At 42.0% G+C, this 23243-nt stretch carries 18 protein-coding genes; 4 read left to right on the top strand and 14 right to left on the bottom strand.

All coding sequences use genetic code 11. The features are described 5' to 3' along the window. Positions 1-92 precede the first annotated feature (92 nt). From RMZ43_RS06620 to RMZ43_RS06585, 8 genes are all read right to left on the bottom strand, one after another. Positions 93-1715 (bottom strand): mucoidy inhibitor MuiA family protein, encoded by a 1623-nt coding sequence (locus RMZ43_RS06620; protein WP_322655200.1) that lies wholly within the window; start codon positions 1713-1715, stop codon positions 93-95. A gap of 102 nt (positions 1716-1817) precedes the next feature. Beyond that, positions 1818-2759, bottom strand: a complete 942-nt coding sequence (locus RMZ43_RS06615) for a LysR family transcriptional regulator (protein WP_322646147.1) — start codon at positions 2757-2759, stop codon at positions 1818-1820. 243 nt (positions 2760-3002) lie between these two features. Next, entirely contained in the window at positions 3003-3791 is a 789-nt protein-coding gene (locus tag RMZ43_RS06610; protein ID WP_322646148.1) for a BMC domain-containing protein, read from the bottom strand. A 57-nt stretch (positions 3792-3848) separates the two neighbouring features. Then, positions 3849-4631 carry a transferase gene (locus RMZ43_RS06605; RefSeq protein ID WP_322655199.1) on the bottom strand — a complete coding sequence of 261 codons (783 nt, stop codon included), beginning with the start codon at positions 4629-4631 and terminating at the stop codon, positions 3849-3851. Positions 4632-4800: 169 nt separating this feature from the next. After that, positions 4801-6813: a ribulose bisphosphate carboxylase small subunit gene (locus RMZ43_RS06600; protein WP_428850701.1), complete on the bottom strand. Its 2013-nt coding sequence runs from the start codon at positions 6811-6813 to the stop codon at positions 4801-4803. A 95-nt stretch (positions 6814-6908) separates the two neighbouring features. Beyond that, complete coding sequence (locus tag RMZ43_RS06595) at positions 6909-7211, bottom strand: EutN/CcmL family microcompartment protein (protein ID WP_322646150.1); 303 nt, start codon at positions 7209-7211, stop codon at positions 6909-6911. A gap of 6 nt (positions 7212-7217) precedes the next feature. Beyond that, the gene (locus RMZ43_RS06590; protein WP_039748664.1) at positions 7218-7562 is read right to left on the bottom strand and encodes a carbon dioxide-concentrating mechanism protein CcmK; all 345 of its coding nucleotides are present in this window, start codon (positions 7560-7562) and stop codon (positions 7218-7220) included. Between the two features lie 95 nt (positions 7563-7657). Further along, entirely contained in the window at positions 7658-7966 is a 309-nt protein-coding gene (locus tag RMZ43_RS06585) for a carbon dioxide-concentrating mechanism protein CcmK (protein WP_012410633.1), read from the bottom strand. 628 nt (positions 7967-8594) lie between these two features. On the opposite strand from RMZ43_RS06585, the gene RMZ43_RS06580 reads away from it, so the two are divergent. The 3 genes from RMZ43_RS06580 (at position 8595) to RMZ43_RS06570 (ending at position 13406) form a co-directional block, all read left to right on the top strand. Then, positions 8595-10451: an NAD(P)H-quinone oxidoreductase subunit F gene (locus RMZ43_RS06580; RefSeq protein ID WP_322655198.1), complete on the top strand. Its 1857-nt coding sequence runs from the start codon at positions 8595-8597 to the stop codon at positions 10449-10451. A 152-nt stretch (positions 10452-10603) separates the two neighbouring features. Further along, on the top strand, positions 10604-12109 hold the full coding sequence (locus tag RMZ43_RS06575; protein ID WP_322655197.1) for an NADH-quinone oxidoreductase subunit M: 1506 nt from the start codon (positions 10604-10606) through the stop codon (positions 12107-12109). Positions 12110-12275: 166 nt separating this feature from the next. Further along, positions 12276-13406: a CO2 hydration protein gene (locus RMZ43_RS06570; protein ID WP_322655196.1), complete on the top strand. Its 1131-nt coding sequence runs from the start codon at positions 12276-12278 to the stop codon at positions 13404-13406. Positions 13407-13413: 7 nt separating this feature from the next. Here RMZ43_RS06570 and RMZ43_RS06565 read toward each other — a convergent pair whose 3' ends face one another. The 6 genes from RMZ43_RS06565 to petH form a co-directional block, all read right to left on the bottom strand. Further along, positions 13414-14115, bottom strand: coding sequence for a Uma2 family endonuclease (locus RMZ43_RS06565; RefSeq protein ID WP_322655195.1), 702 nt, complete (start codon positions 14113-14115; stop codon positions 13414-13416). Between the two features lie 84 nt (positions 14116-14199). Continuing rightward, positions 14200-14619 carry a type II toxin-antitoxin system VapC family toxin gene (locus RMZ43_RS06560; protein ID WP_322655194.1) on the bottom strand — a complete coding sequence of 140 codons (420 nt, stop codon included), beginning with the start codon at positions 14617-14619 and terminating at the stop codon, positions 14200-14202. After that, positions 14616-14870 carry a FitA-like ribbon-helix-helix domain-containing protein gene (locus RMZ43_RS06555; RefSeq protein WP_322655193.1) on the bottom strand — a complete coding sequence of 85 codons (255 nt, stop codon included), beginning with the start codon at positions 14868-14870 and terminating at the stop codon, positions 14616-14618. The genes RMZ43_RS06560 and RMZ43_RS06555 overlap by 4 nt, the downstream gene beginning before the upstream one ends. Before the next feature lie 352 nt (positions 14871-15222). Beyond that, positions 15223-18021, bottom strand: coding sequence for a GUN4 domain-containing protein (locus tag RMZ43_RS06550; protein ID WP_322655192.1), 2799 nt, complete (start codon positions 18019-18021; stop codon positions 15223-15225). A 186-nt stretch (positions 18022-18207) separates the two neighbouring features. Next, on the bottom strand, positions 18208-19494 hold the full coding sequence (locus RMZ43_RS06545) for a homoserine dehydrogenase (protein ID WP_322655191.1): 1287 nt from the start codon (positions 19492-19494) through the stop codon (positions 18208-18210). A 211-nt stretch (positions 19495-19705) separates the two neighbouring features. Next, positions 19706-21016, bottom strand: a complete 1311-nt coding sequence (gene petH, locus RMZ43_RS06540; RefSeq protein WP_322646156.1) for a ferredoxin--NADP reductase — start codon at positions 21014-21016, stop codon at positions 19706-19708. 1142 nt (positions 21017-22158) lie between these two features. Between petH and RMZ43_RS06535 the strand changes: the two genes are divergently transcribed. Then, positions 22159-23163 carry a phosphoribulokinase gene (locus tag RMZ43_RS06535; RefSeq protein ID WP_322646157.1) on the top strand — a complete coding sequence of 335 codons (1005 nt, stop codon included), beginning with the start codon at positions 22159-22161 and terminating at the stop codon, positions 23161-23163. Positions 23164-23243 lie beyond the last annotated feature (80 nt).

Raw genomic sequence — 23243 nt, 5'->3', positions numbered from 1 at the left:
TAGAGGTGAGTCCTTTTGCTGGCAGTTATATTTAATAATATTTGTTTGCTTAATTTCAGGAACACACTTGAACAATAACGCTAACCTTGACTCTAAATATCTAACCCAACAACCATTAACTCAGGCGGATGTTCAATAATAAATTGGTAATATACTTCTCGTCGCTCTTGGGGTGAAAGAGTTAATTGCCATTCTAAAAGCCCCATTTCACCAAGTTGAATTTGCGGATTACTGCGGCTTAGACGCACTTTGATTTGCTCGTTACGACTAACTGGTAATTGTTCAGTTAGTTTTAGATTTACTTCTTTCTCTAATAAGTTAGTAATGAATAACCGATAACTATAAGTAATCCGGCGCTGGTTGCCAATCAATCTTTTGTCTACCAGACGTTCAACCAAATCGCGCTCAATTTTAAAACCTTCATCAATCCCTAAGTTCAGTTTGAATTCTTGCCCTGGTGCAATATTTTCTAGCTGAGTTGTCCCAATAAAAACATTGTCGCGGAAAATATTCGCTTTGCCTGGTAACAGAGTCGCACCGTTGGGATTATTTTTTACATTAGATTGCAGATAAGCAAAACTTACTAAGCGTGGCATTGCCACATAATCGAAGCTACAAGGATAATCATCATTGAAAATTGTAGTTTTATGAGGTGCGCCATCACTGGGAATGTTCCCGCCACCATTTAATTTAAAGGTAACTACACTCCCTTCTTTGGATACTTCTGCTGTAACGGTTTCTGCTGGAATGAAATTATCCTGTCCAACTTCGTCTTCTTCTTGCCAATCTGTGGCAGCAGGAGCAGGCGGTTCTGCTATAGGAGGTAGCAATGGTGGCTGGGCAGAAAATCGTCGTTGTCGTAACAGTTGTGGACGTGGTGCATCAATATACCAGGGTTCAAGTTTGGGTGGGAGTGTACCTAATCCCGGTTTCGCGGTAGAAAGGGTGAGATTTGCACCAATCCAATCTTCGCCGGTGCTTTGAGTGATTTCTGCAAGGTAGCTCAAATGGACAATATCGTTGGTGGTGCTAAAGCGCAAGTCATATAGCGGAGTCCAACTGGCGCGATTCACCAAATATGATATTTCTAGCTCAAATTCGCCTTCACCTGCAACTTCAACTCCTACAACTAAGCTAAAACTCTCTTTAGGATGGGGTGTTTGGATTTTTTGCAATGAGGTGTGGAGTGCTTGCAGTTGTTTGTCTAATTCCTGCTGTTGAGTTTTGCACTCTCCAGATGCGATCGCATACTCACTATACTGGCTTCCGAGAAAGTTCAAAAAATCTAAAGTTTCACTAAGGCTGAGATTTTTTCGAGACAAACTCTGTGCAAAGGGTTCTTCTGTTTTTTCACGCAATCCGTCGATAAAACTAGACTGCAATGCTAAAGCATCCACTTGGGCTTGCAGGTGGCGTTTTTCTGCTTCTAACTGCTGAATTTGCCTTGTTAAATGTGCAATTTCCGCTACAGGTTCAGTGGTGTAGATGCGATCGCTACTTACTCCAAGCATTCGCACCCCTACCGTACCATTACCACTAACTCTGACAGACTCAGTTTCCATCTCTGGCACTGGAGTAATTACTAGTTCCTGTTCAATTCCTGTTAAATCAACTACACCCCGCCGTGTAACCAATGCTCTGTCAGCATACACGGTAACAGCTACAATCTCGCTTTGTACTGTTTTGCGCCAAGACGGTATTTCCGGGTTAACCACTGCCAGTTTTCCCCCATTTTTAATGATTCTGCTGGTTAATTGTCAATGCTTCCCGGTCTAGCCGTCAACCCCTTGAGGTAATTCGTAATTACAAATTACGAATTATCCGTGAGTTGGTTCAAGCGTACTAGAAGCACTATCAGCGTTTTGCTCTGCAAAATTTTTTGCCGCACCTAGTAGATATTCATAATAGGCACGAGCAACGATCGATAGCTGCTTGCCAGATGGGTAAACCATGTACCAATATCGCTCAATGGGAAAGTGTTGTACATCTAAAATGCTAAACTCTGAAGCGTCTAATAGTAAGGTATGACGAGATAAAACAGAAATTCCTAAACCACCTGCGATCGCTTGTTTAATTGCTTCGTTACTTCCCAATTCTAGCTTGACTTTTACTGTCACCCCTTGTTCTTCAAATAGACTTTGAACGGCGCGACGAGTTCCTGAACCTGGTTCTCGCATAATAAAAGGTTCGTTAGACAGGCGTTGAATTGGAATATTTTTTTCTTTAGATAACGGATGATTAACTGGTGCAAAAACTATCAAAGGGTTTTCTAAAAATGGTTCACAAGTCACATCCATATTGTCTGGAACTTGGCTCATAATATATAAGTCGTCCAGATTACTACTCATCCGTTCCAAGATTTGTTCGTGATTCGTTACTTGCAGCGAGATATCAATCCCTGGATAAAGTTTACAAAACGGCCCTAACAAACGTGGGATAAAATATTTTGCTGTTGTAATCACTGCCAAACGTAATTGTCCTTGTTTTAGCCCTTTTAAATCTGCTACCTTCATCTCATACTGGGCTATATTTTCAAAAATCTGCCGACAAGTAGCAAATAATTCTCGTCCTGCCTCGGTGAGATACAACCGCTTCCCTACTTGCTCAAATAATGGCAACCCTACTGATTTTGTAAGTTGCTTAATTTGCATCGAGACGGTAGGTTGTGTGAGAAACAATTCCTCAGCAGCGCGAGTAAAGCTACTGTGCCGTGCTGCCGCCTCGAATACCTTTAACTGGTGCAGCGTCGCTTGCTTCAAAGCTGGTTCTCCTGTAAATAGCTATTCATCGATATAAAACTAGATTACTAAACACTTGCAAATGCTATAGCAATGCTCATAGAAAATTATGAGTTTTATATATTATAGATAAAACTCTATCACTTCTATTAAAACAAAGGTATTTTATTTATGGATTTAAGAAGCTATTATCAGAACAACAAGAAAAGCGTAAGATTCCTTCCACTTCCCGATGAATGATGATTTTCCCAAATTCATCTATCATCATTCATCATTCCATAATTCTTCGGCAATTTTTGTCGGGAGCTTGGTTAAATCTGGTAATCTTAATACTTCAATTTCGGCAACTTGTTCTTTAATATTCACTGGTAAGTTTAACGGTTCGCGTTCTTCTATCCAGCAGCTTGCTAAGGGCAAGGTTTGCTCCATTTCATCTAGCGGTCGGGGAATTACCATTACTGCATTTAATTCCCCAATGCGTTCTGCCTCAAACATCCCTGCTTCCACTGCTACTGCTACATTTGCTACGGAACCCCGAATAATCGCTGTACACAAACCCCCACCAATTTTTTCATAAGCTGCCAAATGAACATCAGCAGCTTTGAGCATGGCATCACATGCTCCTACCATTGCCGGAAATCCTCGCGTTTCTACCAAACCAATTGCTTGATTACTGAGACGGCTATAATTCCCCTCTTCCATCAATTTAGTAAAACGAGTTGTGATGGGAAGTACTATATCTAGGTTGGGATAAGGTCGGGGAATCACCAAGCTAGAAACCAACTGACCAAACTGTTCAGCTGTTTGGACACCAGATTCTACCGCAAGACGCACGTCAGCAATTCCACCCCGGATGATCGCAGTACAATGCCCGCCACCAATTTTTTCATACCCAACTAGATGAACTCCTGCTGACTTTAGCATCATATCCGCCGTCCCAACTATTGCTGGAAAGCTGCGGGTAGAAACTAAACCCAAAGCAGTATCTTGGAAGGTGTCTCGATTACTCACTCCCTCGATGGCTTTCAAAGACCGTTGATTAGATGTTTCCATTATGAACTTTCCCAGATAATCACAAAGCTGACAACTTACAATTAACACTTACTTGGACTAATCGTCAGAGTTTGGGTTGTTCAGGGATTGTCTATGGGGAAACAATGTAGTCAGCAGTCTGTTTATGCTCCCTTGCCCATAAATCTGAGTCCCGAAACCGTTAGAGGGTTCTGTAGCTAGCTGATTGGGGTCTGAGTCATGTTCTGTAGACTCTTGGACAGATTGTTGCAAGGTGGAGTCAGCATCATTAGCGGATTTTTCTACGGGAGGAGGCTGGCTTTCTGGAGTGGCGGGAGATTTAAAGTAAGAAATCGACTTGTTTTGTTTGAAATCCACAAAAGCCGAAGCTGAGAATTGAGTTGAGGAAACTTCTTTTTCCTTACCTCCACCTAAGCCATTTTCCTTTTCTTTCTCCGGTGCAGCACTTGTAGAAGTTGGGTTATTTATGGCTGATTCTGGTTCTTTTGTTTGGCCTGTTTGGGCAACTTGCCGACTGGTGTCTCCTAAAATCGAACCAGGTGGAATTACTTGTCCAGGTTCAACTGAACAGTTAAAAACTGTTGTCGCTGCCCCAATACAAGCATTTGCTCCAATTTTGCCTTTGCCAACCATCAAAAAACCAGCTCCCAAGTTTGCGCCTGCTTCTACCTCTAAGGTTCCTTCATGGACTTGGAGAATTGCTCCCATGCCAATACAGACTCCTGGCCCAATGATGATCTTGCTGTTTACAGCCGCTTGGAGGATCACCCCAGGTGCAAGTACTGCGCTTGGATGAATAGTCACCTCACCACTAATGTAAGAATCAAAGTTATTGCTGAGGCGCAGTAGCGGCACAGACATGGAAATTTTAACCTCGGAAGCCGGAGTGGGGAATGGAGATGAGGGGGCAAAGGGAGCAGGGGAGGCAGGGGAGGCAGGGGGAGCAGGGGAGGAAGAATTATTTATTGATTAATCTACCAATGACCAATGCCCCATTCCCTACTCCCTACTCCCCAGTCCCCACTCCCTACTATGGTCTTTGAATAATCGTTTCTAATACCCGACGCTTGGCTTTGGGGTCAATACCAATTAGGCGCACATATTCCCCTTGGTATTCACCAAGGTGTCCTTCTACGGCTGCGATCGCTTCTCTTTCTGAGGAGGCTTGAATCTGACCAGTACTAGTCCAAGAACCTGTACGGAAGCGTCGTTGATCTACGTGTTCAAGGCTAATTTTAGAGCCGCTAGCCAATAATTGTCGGAGTTGGTCTACAACTTCACTACTCAAGCGGGTATTGGTAGCTGTTGCTGTTGCTGTTGCAGAAGGCGCACTACTAGTAAATGATTTCTGACTGCCAGAGGATGCTACTTGACCATTTGGACGTTGGATTATGGTCTCTAACACCCGCCGTTTGGCTTTGGGGTCAATACCAATTAAGCGTACATATTCTCCTTGGTATTCGCCAAGGTGTCCTTCTATAGCTGCGATCGCTTCTCTTTCTGAGGAGGCTTGAATTTGACCAGTACTAGTCCAGGAACCTATACGGAATCGTCGTTCGTCTACGTGTTCAAGGCTAATTTTATACCCACCAGCCAATAATTGCCGCAGTTGGTCTATCACTTCTGAATTCAAACGGTTACTGGTAGCTGTTGCCGTAGCATGACCAGAAGTTCCACTGCTAGTAAATGATTTCTGACTACCAGAAGGAGCTACTTGGCCATTCGGACGTTGAATTATGCTCTCTAATACCCGTCGTTTGGCTTTGGTATCAATACCGATTAAACGCACATACTCGCCTTGATGGCTTTCTATACATTCTTCTAAGCCGGAAATTACTTGATTTATAGAAGTTGCTTCAATTGGCTTACAGCTAGTCCAGGAACCAGTACGGAAACGGCGCTCGTCTACATGTTCCATGCCAATTTTGTAACCACCTGCCAAAAGTTGGCGGATTTGCTCTACAGTTTCGCCATTGACTTTGCCACTGCTAGAGCCGTTACCATTTCCATTACTACTATAGCTGCCATTGCTATGACTACTGTTATAACTACTAGCCGGAGCCTTAAAATTGCTGGCTGGTTTCACATCACCATCCGGGCGTTGGATGATGCTTTCTAACACACGTCGTCTATCTTTGTCAATACCAAACAATCGGACATACTCGCCACTATGCTCGCTGACACAGCTTTCTAATGCTGCGATCGCTTCACCGATGGATCTCGGTTCAATTGGTTGGCAACTAGTCCAAGAACCCGTGCGGAACCGTCTCTGGTCTACGTGTTCTGTACCAATCTTATACCCTTGTTCCAATAGATAACGCAACTGCTCTATTGTTTCTCCACCCAAGCTATTGCTCGCCACTTCACTACTCCTTTCTAGCTCTAAAACAGTAACACCATTACCCTTATAAGATTTAGTGTTCTCATCCCGAATTGGTGCAATACATTTGCTATCCGCAGCACAAAGATAACCAGCACGCAACGCCTGATTAATTCCAACCACATGATGAGCAAAGTCTTTATCTTGATCTTGCACATCTGGCAAGCGGTCAGCTTGCTGCTGATTGGTAATGATCGCTCCCGAAGGTACATACTTACCTGCGGGAATTTCTACGTCTTGAATCAAAGTGTGCATCATTACGATGCAACCTGCACCAACCCTGGCATTAAACACCGTAGACCGGAAGCCAATGAAGGAATTATCCCCTACATAAGCTGGCCCATGAATTAGAGCCATGTGGGTAATGCAACTGTTTTTACCTACCCACACCGAGTATTTATTTTGATCATCGCCAATTATTCGACCTTGCTCCAACCCATGAATCACAACACCATCTTGAATATTAGTGTTTTCACCAATATAAAAAGGTGTGCCTTCATCCGCTCTAATCGTAGTCCCCGGAGCAACGATCACATTTGCACCTATCCGTACATCTCCAATTAGATTGGAAAATGAATGTACAAAGGCTGTTTCATGGATTTTGGCTTCAGCTAAATTCCTCGACCACGGGGTTGGAGGTGCCGCCGTGCTGCGGACTGCCATTTCGAGATTCCTCCTGTATTGTCTGTCATTTTTCCTTTGTCCTTTGTCATTTGCCTTTTGTCGAGAGCTAATGACTAATGACTAATGACTAATGACTATCGATATTGATCTTTTTTGCTGTAAATGAGGCGATCTTCAACGTGAATAGTATCTATGATTGCTACTACCACTGCATCTAATGGTCGCTGTTCATTGCCAATAACTTGACGAGCGGCACTGCCACGACTGACAAGTACCCACTCATCCACTCCTGCTCCTACAGTATCTGCTGCTACCTCGTATTTTGGCAGGATGTTTCCGTCTTCATCCACTAATTGTAACAACAGTAGTTTTACACCTCTAAGACTTGGATCTTTTTGGGTGCTAACTACTGTGCCGCGAACTTTGGCGACTTGCATTACAAATTACGGTCTTCTACCGAAAGGACGAATTGCATTCACATTTTCCCGGAATTGTTCTACATCTTCGGTATAACGAATTGGTAGGACGTATTCCAAGTTTTCGTGAGGACGAGCAATGATATGAGTAGATAGCACTTGTCCACCATTGACTCGCTTCACTGACTCAACACCAGCGCCTACGGAAGCTTGCACTTCCGACACATCACCCCGAACAATTACGGTAACTCGACCACTGCCAATTTTTTCATAGCCTACTAGAGTTACACGGGCAGCTTTCACCATTGCATCAGCAGCTTCCACTACTGCTGGAAAGCCTAGCGTTTCAACCATTCCCACTGCAATTGACATTAGATTTTAATCCCTATTTAAAGTTTTTAGCCCTGGACAAGAGAAAGCGATGCTCAAAAAGGTAAAGAGTGTTAATTTCTTTATTTAAACAGCTTTTAGGTACGGAACTGTTCCACAGCTTCTGTGTAACGTATCGGCAAGACGTATTCTAGGTTTTCGTGAGGACGAGCAATGATATGAGTGGATAACACTTCACCACCAAATACTCTTTTCGCCGCTTCAACTCCAGCAGCTACGGAAGCTTGTACTTCCGATACATCTCCCCTAACTATCACGGTGACGCGAGCGCTACCAATTTTTTCATACCCTACTAAAGTCACACGGGCGGCTTTCACCATCGCATCAGCAGCTTCCACTACTGCTGGAAAGCCCTTCGTTTCAATCATCCCAACTGCAATTGGCATCGCAGAACTCCTACAATATTAATCCAATCTGTACTGTCGCTTGAAATTTTTGACGGGGAGAGCTTGATCTTAATAGCTAAGAAAACACTTCCAAATTAAGCATAGGAAAGGTTGGCCTTCCTGGCAATATAAATTACTATAATAGTTTATGATAAGAAAGTTTTAAAAAACTTAACAAAAATTTATCTGTCCTCCTGAGCAATTAAAAGTTCACTGATTCCTAGAGGAGCCACTTATGCTTTATAATTTCTTTATCACATTTACAAAACGATATTCATAACCAAGGGTAATTTTATCTGGGGAGGGAAGACAAGCTGCTATATCTTATGCTGTGTCTAGGTTATGCCAATTTTTGGTATATGTACAAGGACTAAGTAAAAAATATATAATTTTTTCAAATATATCGTATAAATTACTTTGTTCAAAGTAGAAATAAAAATGTAAAAACAAAGGTGAGGTTAAAGGAAGTAAATGCTTTAACCTATGTGAAGTTATATTTTATTAAAGTTTAATAGCGGAAAGTAAAGTAAAAATACTTAATGATATTTTAGTTTAAATTAAGAAATAAATAAAATAATAATATAAAAGCTTTTTTAAAATCAAGGCTGAGTCGTCAAGGTGAATTTAAATGGATCAATATCTATTTTCAACAAGTTGGTTTGTGCCTTTATATAGCTTATTAGGTGCAATTTTGACGTTGCCGTGGGGAATAGGAATAATTCGGCGAACCGGGCCAAGACCTGCGGCATACATAAACTTGTTGATGACAGTTTTGGCTTTTACCCATAGTCTGTTTGTATTTAAGATTATCTGGGATAGAGAGCCAGAAAAGTTACTAGTGACGTGGTTTAAAGCTGCTGATTTAGACTTATCTTTTGCCTTGGAACTTTCGGCAGTCAGTATTGGGGCAACAGTTTTAATTACAGGGTTAAGCTTACTTGCACAAGTTTATGCTCTGGGTTACATGGAAAAAGACTGGTCGTTGGCGCGTTTTTTTGCACTGCTGGGATTTTTTGAAGCAGCGCTGAGTGCTTTAGCAATCAGTGATTCTTTATTTTTCAGCTATTGCCTTTTGGAAGTGCTGACGCTTTCAACTTACTTGCTGGTAGGATTCTGGTATGCTCAACCGCTAGTAGTGACGGCGGCGCGGGATGCGTTTTTAACCAAACGGGTGGGAGACTTGTTGTTGCTGATGGCTGTGGTGACGCTTTCTACCTTAGCCGGGAGCTTGAACTTTTCAGATTTATATGAGTGGGCGCAAACGGCTAATTTAAGCCCAGTGACATCAACATTGCTGGGGTTGGCGTTAATTGCTGGGCCTGCTGGAAAATGCGCCCAATTTCCCTTGCATCTTTGGTTGGATGAGGCAATGGAAGGGCCCAACCCCGCCTCGGTAATGAGAAACTCATTAGTCGTAGCTGGTGGTGCTTATTTACTGTATAAACTACAACCATTGTTAGCACTGTCGCCAGTTGCCTTGGATGTATTAGTAATTATGGGAACGGTGACAGCGATTGGAGCAACATTAGTATCCATAGCTCAAATAGATATTAAGCGATCGCTATCTCATTCAACTAGTGCATACATGGGCTTAGTGTTTTTGGCAGTGGGGTTACAGCAAGGGGGAGTAGCCTTGATGTTGCTGTTAACTCATGCGATCGCTAAAGCATTATTATTTATGAGTTCTGGTTCAGTAATTTTGACCACCCAAAGCCAAGACCTAACAGAAATGGGCGGTCTGTGGTCAAGGATGCCAGCCACAACTACTGCCTTTGTTGTCGGTTCAGCCGGGATGGTAACACTGCTACCATTAGGAAGTTTTTGGGCAATGTTAGCATGGGCTGACGGTTTTGTGAATATTAGCCCTTGGGTAATTGGGGTTTTATTATTAGTCAATGGCTTGACAGCATTGAACTTAACCAGAGTATTTAGATTAGTATTTTGGGGTAAACCACAACAAAAGACCCGTCGCACCCCAGAAGTTGGTTGGCAGATGGCCTTACCAATGGTGATTCTCACAGTCTTGACTCTGCTTGTGCCTTTAATGCTACAGCAATGGTACTTGCTACCGAATTGGGAAAGTATTAATTGGTATGTGGCATTAGCGTTGTTTAGTTCTACCGTCGTGGGGGTAGGTATAGGGTCTACAGTTCATCTACATAAAGCTTGGTCAAGATCCAGAATCTTGGCGTGGAGATTTGTGCAGGACTTGTTAGGTTATGATTTTTATATTGACCGAGTTTATCGGTTAACAGTAGTGGGTGTAGTCGCACTGTTATCTAAAATCTCTGCTTGGAGCGATCGCTATTTAGTCGATGGTCTAGTAAACTTAGTTGGCTTTGCGACAATTCTCGGCGGACAAACTTTAAAGTACAGCATTTCTGGACAATCTCAGGGCTATATGTTGACTATCTTAGCGGTCGTCAGTGTCTTGGGTTTATTCATCAGCTGGTCATCGGGTTTACTAGATAAATTACCTTTTTAAGCGAGTTAGGAGACGCGATTAATCACGTCTGTACAGGAGTTAGGAGTAGAGACGCGATTAATCGCGTCTTTTAGGAGTTAAAAGTTTTTACTCTCCCCCTGCTTCCCCTGCTCCCCCTGTTCCTCATGCTTCCCCTTACCTGAATTCCGTCTATGCTTAGTGTTTTAATTCTGGTGCTGTTAATCGGCGCAGCTTTAATTGGTTTCTCGCCCTCTGGCATCAATGGGAAATTCGCCCGTGGGGTGGCTTTAGTCTTTGCCAGCATCGCTTTTTTGTGGACAATTATACTAGCAATTCAGTTCCATCCAGGGGAAATCACTCAACAGTTTGCCGAGTCTGTACCTTGGATAGATGTTTTAGGCTTGAACTATAATCTGGGAATAGATGGTTTATCTTTGCCACTGCTGGTTTTGAATGGATTGTTAACTTGCATTGCCATCTACAGCAGCGATGAATCTCTTCAGCGTCCTAAATTTTATTATTCTTTAATACTATTATTAAGCGCTGGGGTGACTGGAGCTTTTCTGGCACAGGATTTACTATTATTTTTCTTATTTTACGAATTGGAACTAATCCCCTTATATCTTTTGATAGCCATTTGGGGTGGGGAAAAGCGGGGTTATGCTGCAACAAAATTTCTCATTTATACTGCCGTTTCAGGAATTTTGATTTTGGCAAGTTTCCTCGGCATGGTTTGGCTGAGTGGTTCCTCTAGCTTTGCACTAGCAACCTTGAACCCAACGACTTTACCTCTAGCGACACAGCTTTTACTGCTAGGGGGAATTTTGATAGGTTTCGGGATTAAAATTCCTTTAGTTCCCTTCCATACTTGGTTGCCAGATGCTCACGTTGAAGCTTCCACACCAATTTCTGTGCTGTTGGCTGGAGTGTTGTTGAAGTTGGGAACCTATGGCTTACTGCGGTTTGGCATGAACTTGTTACCAGAAGCTTGGGCTTATGTGGCTCCTTGGTTAGCGACTTGGGCAGTAGTAAGTGTACTGTATGGTGCATCCTGCGCGATCGCCCAGACCGATATGAAAAAAATGGTGGCTTACAGTTCTATTGGACACATGGGCTACGTACTTTTAGCGGCGGCGGCTTCCACACCATTAAGCGTCTTAGGTGCTGTAATGCAGATGATTAGCCACGGCTTGATTTCCGCCATGCTGTTTTTGCTGGTAGGGGTTGTGTATAAAAAAGCCGGAAGCCGGGATTTAGAAATCCTTCAAGGACTGCTGAACCCAGAACGAGGTATGCCCGTAATTGGTAGCTTGATTGTTGTGGGGGTAATGGCCAGTGCAGGTATACCAGGAATGCTTGGCTTTATTTCCGAATTCATCATTTTTCGGGGCAGTTTTCCAGTTTTTCCAGTGCAAACGCTGCTATCAATGATTGGCACAGGCTTAACTGCGGTTTACTTTTTAATACTTCTCAACCGTGCCTTTTTTGGACGCTTGTCTGCACAAGTTACCAACCTACCACGGGTGTATTGGAGCGATCGCGGCCCAGCTGTTATTTTAGCTGTGCTAATTGTTATTTTCGGCATTCAACCTGGTTGGTTAGCACGCTGGACTGAACCAACAATTACAGCAATGGTGAATACTCAAAGCGTTGTAGCAACAGTGTCCTTGGATAAGAAAATGGGGAATGGGAAGTAGAAAGTAGAGAATAGGGAGATGGGAAGGCTCTTAAAGCAGGGGAGCAGGGAGCAAAGGAGCAAAGGAGAAAAAAGTAATTTTTCATTCTCCCCCTTGTCCCCTGTCCTGCCTCTTCCCGTGCCCAATGCCCCATGCCCAATACCCTATACTTTATGGAGAAATCGCAATGGTAACTATTAGAAAGAAATTCACAAACGAACCTTTGCCCGAGTTTATTGAACGCCTGCAAACAGGACAGGCATTACTTTCCGATAGTCCAGAAAATGTGGTGGAAGTAGTTGGTATTCTCAAAAGCTATGGCGTAGTTATAGATGCCTATTCAATAAATCTGAATTATATTGCCGAACATCAGTTTTTAGTATTTTTCCCATTTTTTAAATACTTTAATGGAGAAGTATCTTTTCAGAAATTACTTCGTCACTGGTGGCATGATCGGATTAATTTTGAATATGCCGAGTATTGCATGAAAGGCATGATGTGGCACGGTGGCGGCGGTTTAGATACATATTTAGATACAAAAGAATTTCAAGAAAGAGCACAAGCTGTCATCACAGCTAAATTTAAAAATAATCCTTTAATTTTAGGCATTAACCAACTGTTTCCAGACTTTTTGACCGAACAGTTACGCGTTTCTGCTTACTACACTGGTTTAGGTCAATTTTGGCGAGTCATGGCTGATATTTTCCTCAGCTTATCAGACCGCTACGATAAAGGCGAAATCAAATCAATTCCCCAAATTGTAGACCATATTAAAGCAGGGTTAGTGGAAAATGCATCCAAGCCAATTACCTACACTGTCAAAGTTCGGGAAAAACTCTATGAAATCATTCCCCAAGACGTTGGTTTGACTTTCTTAGCAGACACAGCAATACCTTATGTAGAAGCAGTTTTCTTTAGGGGAACACCTTTCCAGGGCACAGTTTCATACAACGCTCAAGCTTATCAAATCTCCCCAGATCAAAGTCGATTCCAGTATGGCGCATTATACGCCGATCCTTTACCCATCGGCGGTGCAGGTATTCCTCCTACCTTGTTGATGCAAGATATGCGTCATTATCTTCCAGAGTACTTGCATGAAGTTTATCGTCGCAGTCTTCGGGGTGAAGATGATTTGCGAGTGCAAATTTGTATGACTTTCCAAAAATCGATGTTTTGCGTGACCACAGCAGCGATTTTAGGACTAGCGCCTTATCCAATAGATACTAAAGATCCATCCGAGGAAAAAGCGAATCGAGTTTATTTCGCAAAGTGGATGAATCGCTTAGAAACTTCCCGGTTGCTGGATGTGAATAAATAGGTAAAGATTAGATTTCTGGTTCGATGCCTAAAGAGCGCAATTGAGCAGTCAAGCGATCGGCTCTTTCTTCACCAGTCAACAACAAATTACCTTGCAAATCCCACCAGCGTAGCCAAGGTAATTCCATATTATAATATTGTCCCTGCCAAATCCCTAACTCAACTCCTAAAGGATGTATGGGATAATGTCCACGTTCATTTGCGGTTAATAACCGATATTGTCCACCAATTAATTCATAAACTTCTACGTTAGCTTTATTCACTTCATAAATGCCGTAGAAGGGAGGACGAATCACTTGCTCATAAATCCAAAATTTCCCCTTCCACGGAGTTTTATCTCGCTCCTGACTACCATCGCCAGAAACAAATTCCAAGGCAATTAATGGGGCAATAAACTCTCGCCAGAGTACATAAGACCTGCGCGTTTGTCCATCAAGGTTAGGTGGTACATTCCCTACATAGAACCAGTCTGGAGCTTCTGCGCCTTTTTCTGGAGGGTCAGTCATACGCCAGTAGATACCGCTATCTTGACCAATACAGTATTGCCCATCAGGATGACGTTTTTGTAATATCGGTTTAATCGAGTCTGTTAGGAGAATACTTTGGGGATGTTCCTGAAAATTTTTCACGAATGTACCATCAGACTCAGGAAGCTGTGTATGGTCTGGGAACGGTGTGAGGGCGGTGGATGGATCGGTTGCAGAGGTCATAAGGCTACCTTTGCAGGAGTAAGGGTTGTTTTTTAGTTTAGCAGTGGAAGGGGAGATGCCTGCGGTAGTCTACATCAAAGCTCTTTAAATATTCTCCACCCATAAAAGATGACTTGCGTAGCTACTGGTTTTCAGTGCGTTGTAAAATTTTTCGTCTACTGTTACCATCTGGCATTGTTGAGTAATAGCAAGGGGTAAGTATAAACTGTCATACACTGCACGATCGCTCTGAAAGGCAATATCTAAAGCAAGTGGCATTAAAGGTTGAGATAAGTACACCTCTACAGGAACTGCATTTAAATCTGCTAATGTTTGTCTTGCATTTTCAGCCGTGTTTTCACCACGACGGACTCGTTTCCACAAGACATTTCCCACTTCTGAGAAGAAAAAATCTGGAACTAAGAAGGTATGATTACTTGCTACTAAACACCTAGCGGCATCAGAGTAGACTTCAGGAATGAACCACTTTATAGCAATGCTAGCATCTAAAACATACTGACTCACCGTTCTCTGTCCTCGCAAATGAGTTCAGTACTATCACTGAAAATTTTTCCTGTATATCTAACTTGAGCGCGTGCTACAGCTTCTCTGGCTTTGTCCATATCGCTGCCAGTGTGGTAGTATGTCGCTTTTTCAGCCGCTTGTTGTAGGATCTGCTTTAGTTCTTCTTGTAAAGACCTACCGTGTTGTTTGGCAATAGTTTCTAGCTTTTTTAAAATAATGGGATCTAAATTTTCAACTAAGATTTGAGCCATATTTCAGAGTCCTTTTTTAGTTGCTTATATTTGCAATTCTAAGAGGATGTTTGAAAAGTCCTCCAGCGTGTGCTTCGCTACCGTCGCTACCGAGAAATTGCTACGAGAGAATCGGAGTTCTGGGATTTGAGATCGCACCTCTGAGTCGCACTTGAGGCTCAAGCCGATCTTTTTCAAACATCCTCTAGGGTGGTTTAGCAGGCAATGTCACTGAGGTGTATGAGGTAGCGGAAAAATTTATTTTGGCAAATTACTATCAGCCGCTCGTGCCAGGTATCGGATTTATGAAATATTGATTATTGCGTGGGAAAAGAGGCTGTCACAAATGTTTACAAACTTCTTTTTTTATATGTTACATTTTACAAGTCTCGACGCGAGAGAAGATATAAACAAGAAACAAATTTATCGGGTATTTATTCACTGTAAGAAGGAATATTCCCATTATTCCATCTTCCTTCTCACTTACTCTCATTAAAAAAACTTTTAAGGGTAAGTGTCCCGAAGGGGCATCAGATTCATATCTCGTTCTACCATCCCACTCCACGCGCCGGATATAGCTCCCGTATCTGTTATTATCATCCCTAACTCTACGACCAAAACGTGCATATATGCTTATGAAGGGGGCGAAAATCTTCTTGAAAGGTGAACTTGTTCGACTTCCTTCTAAGATTCCACCCACATCGAGATATTTTTTTTTCTGAACACTAAATCCAAAGTGTCCATTGCTGTAATTTATCCACAGTTGATCGATAATACTTAAGTCTTCACAAGGAAATCGCTGAATGCCATTTATATCTAAGTAGCCTTGTTTTTCTTGTCCTGCTACTTCCAGCATCACTTTAAATGTTTCCTCGTCAGCTTCTTTCCACATACCTGCTGCTAGGTAGTAGGCGAGTTGTGCATAACGAGTAAGTACTTGAAACCGCAGAAGTTTAATTGTACCATCAGCATTTTTTTCATCTGCTTGTCTATAACAGATTCCTGGTTCAGCTAATTCTTGGCGACTTCTTAAACTTAACCAAGCACAAAAACGATTACCATCCCAAAAACTAATATTAGTTACAGGCTGTTGAGCTTGTTTTTTATTATCTAAGGTACTTGGCGTACTTGTTTCATTTAAAAATAGCTGATATTCTGCACAAGTTATATAGCTTTCATCAATTTTTTCAGAACTGCTAGAATTACTTTCATTTATTAGTAAGTCATAATTTAATCGATTCAGACGGTCGGCAAGCTTAACCTCTGCTGCTAGAGTAAATTCGTCTAGTTTATCAGATTCTAGACCCTGCTCAAACCTTTCTTTAAGCTTTGTTTGTACCCTTGGATGTAGTTGTGGTCTTTCCTCTCTCCAGCACTGGTATATCAGGGTAAGCACTGCGACTGTTGTATGATTTAGAGCATATTCAATTAATTTAGTTGCATCTGTTTGGGCAACATAAAAACGAATTGTTTCCCGCCACCAAGCCAGCTTTTTCTCATCAGATAATGCCTGTATTAATATATTTTCTTGTTGAGTTTCTTTGATTTCAAGTGCTGCTAAATATTCTTGAAAAGTTTTGTGAGCAAATTCATAAATACCCTCTTGTTGTCTCTGACTTAATATCTCTCGCACCCCCAGATTGTCTTTAGTGATAAATTCTTCTGGAGAAATTGGTTGTGCCGTCCGTGTCAATGTAGCTAACTTTTCTTGAATAAGCGATTGAGCTTTTTTGAAGGTTTCGCCATTATTTAAAGATACGTCTAATGTAAAAGCTTGGGTATTTTCTTGCATCAATTTGAGTGCCAAACAACGCAGAACTATTTGTTTATCTTTAGCATAGAGAATTATAGGTATTTGTTTTGCTTGTTGACGTTTCTCCAATAAAACTTTAAATATTTCTGCATATAAATCTACTTTACTTGTAGACAAAATCCCGCTTGCCTGATAGCTAATAGCAATCATATTTAGCAGCAGAGGATTTCGTGCCATCACTTTTAAAGATGGAGATTTATTAATTTCTTCTATCAGCATCTTCGCTGCTTCAGTCGCCTTTTTCTTAACATCTTTTGAGTTTGATTTTCTATCATTCTCTTCTATGCAACTTTGATACCAATTTTCAATAAAACTATAGCGTTCATCTTTATTAAATGGCTGGACTTCTAACTCTAAGATGTTTTCTTGCAGTCGTGCTTTTCTATAACCTTCAGGGCGTGAAGTGAGAATAAATAGAGTATTGCGGTATTGCTGAATTTGGCTATCAACCCATCCACTTACTGTCTGTCGTTCGGTATCATCAGAAATTTCATCGAGTCCATCCAGCATCATCAAACACTTGTTTTGCTGGAGTTGTTCGGTAAACCAACCTTTGATGGGTGAGAGCTTTTCGACTGTCTTTGTCTTCTCAATTACCTCTGCTAATGTTGGCTGTGGTTGTTGAATGATATGTGAGTACACTTCCCGCAGGATTAGTAAAACTGGAATCAGTTTAGGAGCTTTGCTATGTAACTTACTTTGTTGGCTTGTAGCATACCTCAAAGTAATGTATCTGAGAAGAGTTGATTTTCCAGAACCAGGCGCACCTAAAATAGCAAGTCGTTTACATGCGTTATTACTTGCCATTTTAAATAACAAATCACCAATTTTCTGCTGCTCTAATGGGTTAAATAGATTTTGAGAAATTTCTTTATCGTCTGGCTGTGCTGTCAGAATATTCTGAGACATCTTTTCCACAGCTTTTGGTTCCATTTTGAGTGGAACAAAAACATCTTCTAACTTGAATCCTCCCTTATTTATGCCCCGATTTTCATACTCGGTGCAGTCATCCTTCAATTGCTTCTTATATTTGTGTTTAAAAGGCGAAGTTTGTTTTTCCCACCTATCAACAAACTTTGCCCATAAATCCAAAGCTATTCTATCAACATTACTGAATATCCAGTCTAGTAGTTTCTCTATGCGTTGCTCGATACGTGGACTGAGCTTTTTACCAAACCAGACAACACCAGCCGCTACTATACACAACCCGGCTTTTTTCCATTGCAAGTTGCGGGCAAAATGAATTGCAAGCCAAAGTAAACCCCCAGAAATACCAAAACTAATCAGCTTGGACTTAACGAGTTGCTTAACACTTTCCGGCGTTATGGCTGCGTTCTGGTCTTTTTGGTCTTCTGCCATTGATCGCTTACCAAACCTGTTTATAGGAGTATAAGCGATCGCTACTTACGAAAATATACTTAATAATTGATTTAAGCAAATTTTAATAAGATACTAGGCTTCTGGTTCTATGCCGAGCGATGTCTAACGACAAGCCGCTCCGCGTCTACGCAATTGAGCAGCCAAGCGATCGCTAAAACATTAATCTTAAAGTACACGCAGTAAGCTGGGAATACTTTCGATCGCTGACAAATCCCGAATTTCTGCCAAAGCTTGCCTAAAATTACCTTCTGGCACATCATGCGTAACAACCACAATCTCTGCCAGTTCCCCTTGAAAGCCAGTTTGGACAATTGACTCTAAGCTAACGCCATAGTTACCAAAGCAAGTCCCCAATTTACCGATAACTCCGGGTTGGTCATTGGTGAGGAAACGGGCGTAAAACCGAGTTATCAATTCTGCCATCGGCGCAATTTGACAGTATTCCTGATGTCTACAAGCTAATAAGGGATTTGCAACTGCTGTATTAGTTTTGAGGACAGCAACTAAATTCAAAATATCTGATGTCACAGCACTGGCGGTTGCACCAGCACCAGCACCGGGGCCAAAAAACATTACTTGTCCGATGGGTTCTCCTTCGACAAGAATGGCATTGTAAACGCCGTTGATGCTAGCCAAAGGGTGGGCTTGAGGCACTAAAGTAGGGTGAACTCTCACGGAAAGGGGAGATGAGGGAGTATCACGTTTAGCGATCGCTAACAATTTAATCACAAATCCCAATTTTTCAGCATAAGCAATATCTGTTTTGCTCACTTGCCGAATCCCCTCGGTATAAACATCTTGTAGGTTGATGCGTCCACCAAAGCCTAATGATGCCAAAATGGCAATTTTATCTGCTGCGTCTAAGCCATCGACATCGGCCGTGGGGTCAGCCTCAGCATAACCCAATCGCTGGGCATCAGCTAAGACATCATCAAAGTTGCTGCCTTCTGTTTGCATCCGTGTCAGGATGTAGTTAGTTGTACCGTTAACGATACCAGTTACAGTATGAATACGGTTAACACTTAAAGACTGCTTTAGGGGTTGAATCACGGGAATACCACCACCCACAGCAGCTTCTAGCATGACGTATACGCCAGCTTTATTAGCAGTTGTGAAAATTTCCGCCCCAAAGCGGGCGATCGCTGCTTTATTGGCAGTGACTACATGCTTCCCATTACTTAAAGCTTTGAGGATGAGCGATCGCGCCGGCTCCAGCCCACCCATCACCTCGACAATTATATCTACCGCCGGATCGTTGACAATTGATTCTAAATCTGTAGTTAAAACTTCCGTAGACAATTCTACTGCACGGGGTTTATCTAGCGATCGTACTCCCACCCGATAGATTTCTATCTCTTGCAACAATGGGTGACGCCCAGCGCTATCTTGCAACAACTGCACTGTTCCCGTTCCCACGGTGCCTAATCCCAGTATTCCTAGTTTCACACCCATTTTGCACCCAATTTCACTAATAACAATTGTAGGTAGAGCGTTTGCCCTACCTACTGATTATCCTGCTTCCTTAGTCATTTGTCCTACCCTGCGGGAAGCCCTTCGGGTTCAGCAGTCGCTCATGGGGGAAACCCCCAAGACCGCGCTGCTTCACCGCTAGCGCGTCTATGTCATTTGTCCTTTGTCCTTCGCTAACGACTAATGACTAAATTTAGTAAGTTTCTACGTGCCAGCGACCAGCTTTTTTGAGTTGCTTCTGGTAATCACTCCAGGTTACGCCTTCCTTAGCAGCAGCAGCAGTTAAGGCTGCATCAATACCTTCTTCCATACCGCGCAAACCGCAGATGTAGGTGTGAGTTTTTTCATTTTTAATCAACTGCCACAATTCATCAGCATGTTCTGCTACGCGATCTTGAATATACATTCTACCGCCTTGGGGATTTTTCTGTTCGCGGCTGATAGCAGCAGTGAGACGGAAGTTATCAGGATATTTTTGTTGGATTTCTTCCAGTTCTTCCTTATATAAGAGGTTTGGAGTTGTTGGTACGCCAAATATTAACCAAGAAAATCCTTTAAATTGGTATTCTGGGTTAGCTGCTTTTTCTGCATCTTTAAACTGACGCCACAGATAAGCACGCATTGGCGCAATACCTGTTCCGGTTGCCATCATGATGACATTAGCATCAGGGTCATTGGGTAACAACATTTCCTTACCCACAGGCCCGGTAATTTTTACCTCTTCCCCTGGCTTGAGGAAACACAGGTGTGTAGAGCAAACACCGTAGACTGTTTCGCTAGTTTCTGGATGCTTGTACTCCAATTGGCGGACACATAGTGATACTGTCTTGTCATCCACATCATCGCCATGACGAGTCGAGGCGATGGAATATAGTCTGAGTTTTTCCGGCTTGCCGTTCTTGTCTAATCCGGGCGGAATAATCCCAATACTTTGACCTTCTATATACTTTAAATCACTGCCAGATAGGTCAAATTTAAGGTGTTGAACAATACCAATACCGCCTTCTTTGACTAGCGGTTCATTAGATATTACCTTACCAATAAACGGAGCATTGGGACGGTAAGTGTTAACAGGAACGTCACCGTGGTCTTTTTTGGCTTTCGCTTGAGTCATGGTGTTGCCTTTCTTGTCCTTGTTCTCTTCAGCACTATGAGCATTCACAGGTGTGGCTTTACCATTCCCTTCACTGTTAGCAGTTTGCCCAGATGTAGCTAACTCACTGACAACGCTTGTATCATTCCCAAATGAGGCTTTACCATTAACTGGTTCTAAAACAGTTACAGGCTGGATGCTAACAATTGTGCCGCCTAGACGAGTGATACGTCGCATTTCTTGATTCATGCGGTTGTAAGGCACTCTGATGAACACACTGCCACTTTTCCGAATTGGGTAGTTAGTTTGATCAGTTTCTTCGCTCTGACGCAAACCCACCACTTCATAAAGGAAGATACGGCTACCTAATTCTGTGTTGGCAGCACCCTCAACAGCACCTTGATTGTACATTCGTTCTACCACTCCGATAATTTACTTAACCGTTTTTCAAAAAAAAACTATTCCCCTACCTTGCCAGCTTTAGTTTACCGGATTTTCGTTTCACAAAACTAGCCATGATGGAAAAACGGCATCATTAAATTGATGCCTAGCTAAGTACACTCACCAAAGACATGCAGGCATAGCAAAAAACACACCTGTTCACCTTCTAAGGTAAAGGATAAGTCTTGTGGAGAATGTTAATAATGAGTCAATTTAATCTTTTTTTCGTTAACTACCACCCCCATTAGGGAGATAGTTTTTTACCTGATTATCCAACGAGCATACTGCTCAGTTGACTTCCAAAAATTGTGGTTGCGCTTGCCTACTCCAAGAGTTTAAATCAGAAATGCCAATTCCAGAAGGTTTTCTTGCAATTGGTTTTACTTCTTTAAATCTACTATCTGGGAATGTTGTTAGCTATATTCATGACCTGTCTATGGACAATGACATCACTATGACAACTTAAGCTACAAATATAACGATATAGAGAATCGTGATTTTAGCAACTGTAATCAGTTTCACTTGATGTGAAAAATCTTTCAACCCTATCAGTACTTGGCCATAACGTCAACGCTTCTATCTGAGCATATTTATAAATTTACAGTCACAAATTTGACTAATCTGAGTTCTTTGCTCATTCGTTGGATAGATTTTTGCTTTGAATATATTAAGTATTGTCGAGCAGGAATTACAATTTAGGAATATCAAAAAATTAGCAGCAATAATCAATTATACCATTAAGTCTTGTTTATAGTCATAAGTAGCGGACTGGTAAAGGCGCAACGCTGATGGGCAATGCTGATCCCCATTTTTAAATTAACAACTAAATCAACAAAAAAATGATTGATGAACTACCCTAATTCTTATTGAGAGCAATCTTGTATGGGATACCCCCTTCTGTTAAAATCAAATATACCACTAGGATTAAATACTTACCGGCACCAAAATTCAGGCTAGTCCGACGAGTAGCAACTTAATTACTTTTGTTGCTTGCTTCTTATAGATGTGCTAGGTAGCAAGAACGCAGGATAAACCAAAGGGGTAAACTCCTGGCTTCAGAATCTGCTGTGTGAAAAAATATTGAGACAATTTTAGTATTTTAGAGGAGATTTATGACAAATAAGCCGGAACGCGTGGTACTGATTGGAGTAGCCGGAGACTCTGGGTGCGGAAAATCTACGTTTTTGCGTCGTTTGATAGATTTGTTTGGTGAAGATTTAATGACAGTCATTTGCTTGGATGACTATCATTCTCTTGATCGCAAACAACGTAAAGAAACTGGGATAACGGCACTAGACCCCAGAGCAAACAATTTTGACCTGATGTATGAGCAAATTAAAGCGCTCAAAAGTGGTCAAGCGATTGATAAGCCGATTTATAACCACGAAACTGGCTTGATTGATCCGCCAGAGCGGATAGAGCCGAATCACATTATAGTTGTTGAAGGGCTGCATCCTTTATATGATGAGCGGGTGCGATCGCTAATCGACTTCAGTGTTTATTTTGACATTAGCGATGAAGTCAAAATTGCCTGGAAAATCCAGCGAGATATGGCTGAACGTGGCCATCGCTACGAAGATGTCTTAGCGCAAATCAATTCCCGCAAACCTGACTTTGATAAGTTTATTGAACCACAAAGAGAATTTGCTGATGTGGTTCTGCAAGTATTACCCACGAACTTGATCAAAAACGACACGGAGCGCAGAGTCTTGCGAGTACGTATGCTCCAGCGCGAAGGTAAGGAAGGCTTTGATCCAACCTACCTATTTGATGAAGGGTCAACAATTAATTGGACTCCTTGTGGACGCAAGCTGACCTGTTCCTATCCTGGTATGCAACTGTACTACGGTTCAGATGTTTACTACGGCCGCTATGTCTCAGTGCTAGAGGTCGATGGTCAATTTGACAACTTAGAAGAAGTAATTTATATCGAAACCCATCTCAGCAATACATCCACTAAATATCAGGGTGAATTGACTCACTTGTTACTCCAGCACCGCGAGTATCCAGGTTCTAATAATGGTACTGGTTTCTTCCAAGTGCTTACAGGTTTGAAAATGCGTGCTGCCTATGAGCGATTGACAACTACCGAAGCAAAGTTAGCAGTTCAAGTTTAAAAGTAGCAGTGTTTGTGTCAAAGTTTGTGGGGGCGCTTCTGAGTGTCCCCTTTTTTTGTGTTATTAAATACTTTTAACTA

It is taken from the genome of Nostoc sp. CmiVER01, from assembly GCF_034531135.2.
Taxonomy (GTDB): Bacteria; Cyanobacteriota; Cyanobacteriia; order Cyanobacteriales; family Nostocaceae; genus Nostoc.
Note: the sequence above shows the minus strand (reverse complement) of the source record. Positions and strands in the feature narration are given on the sequence as shown.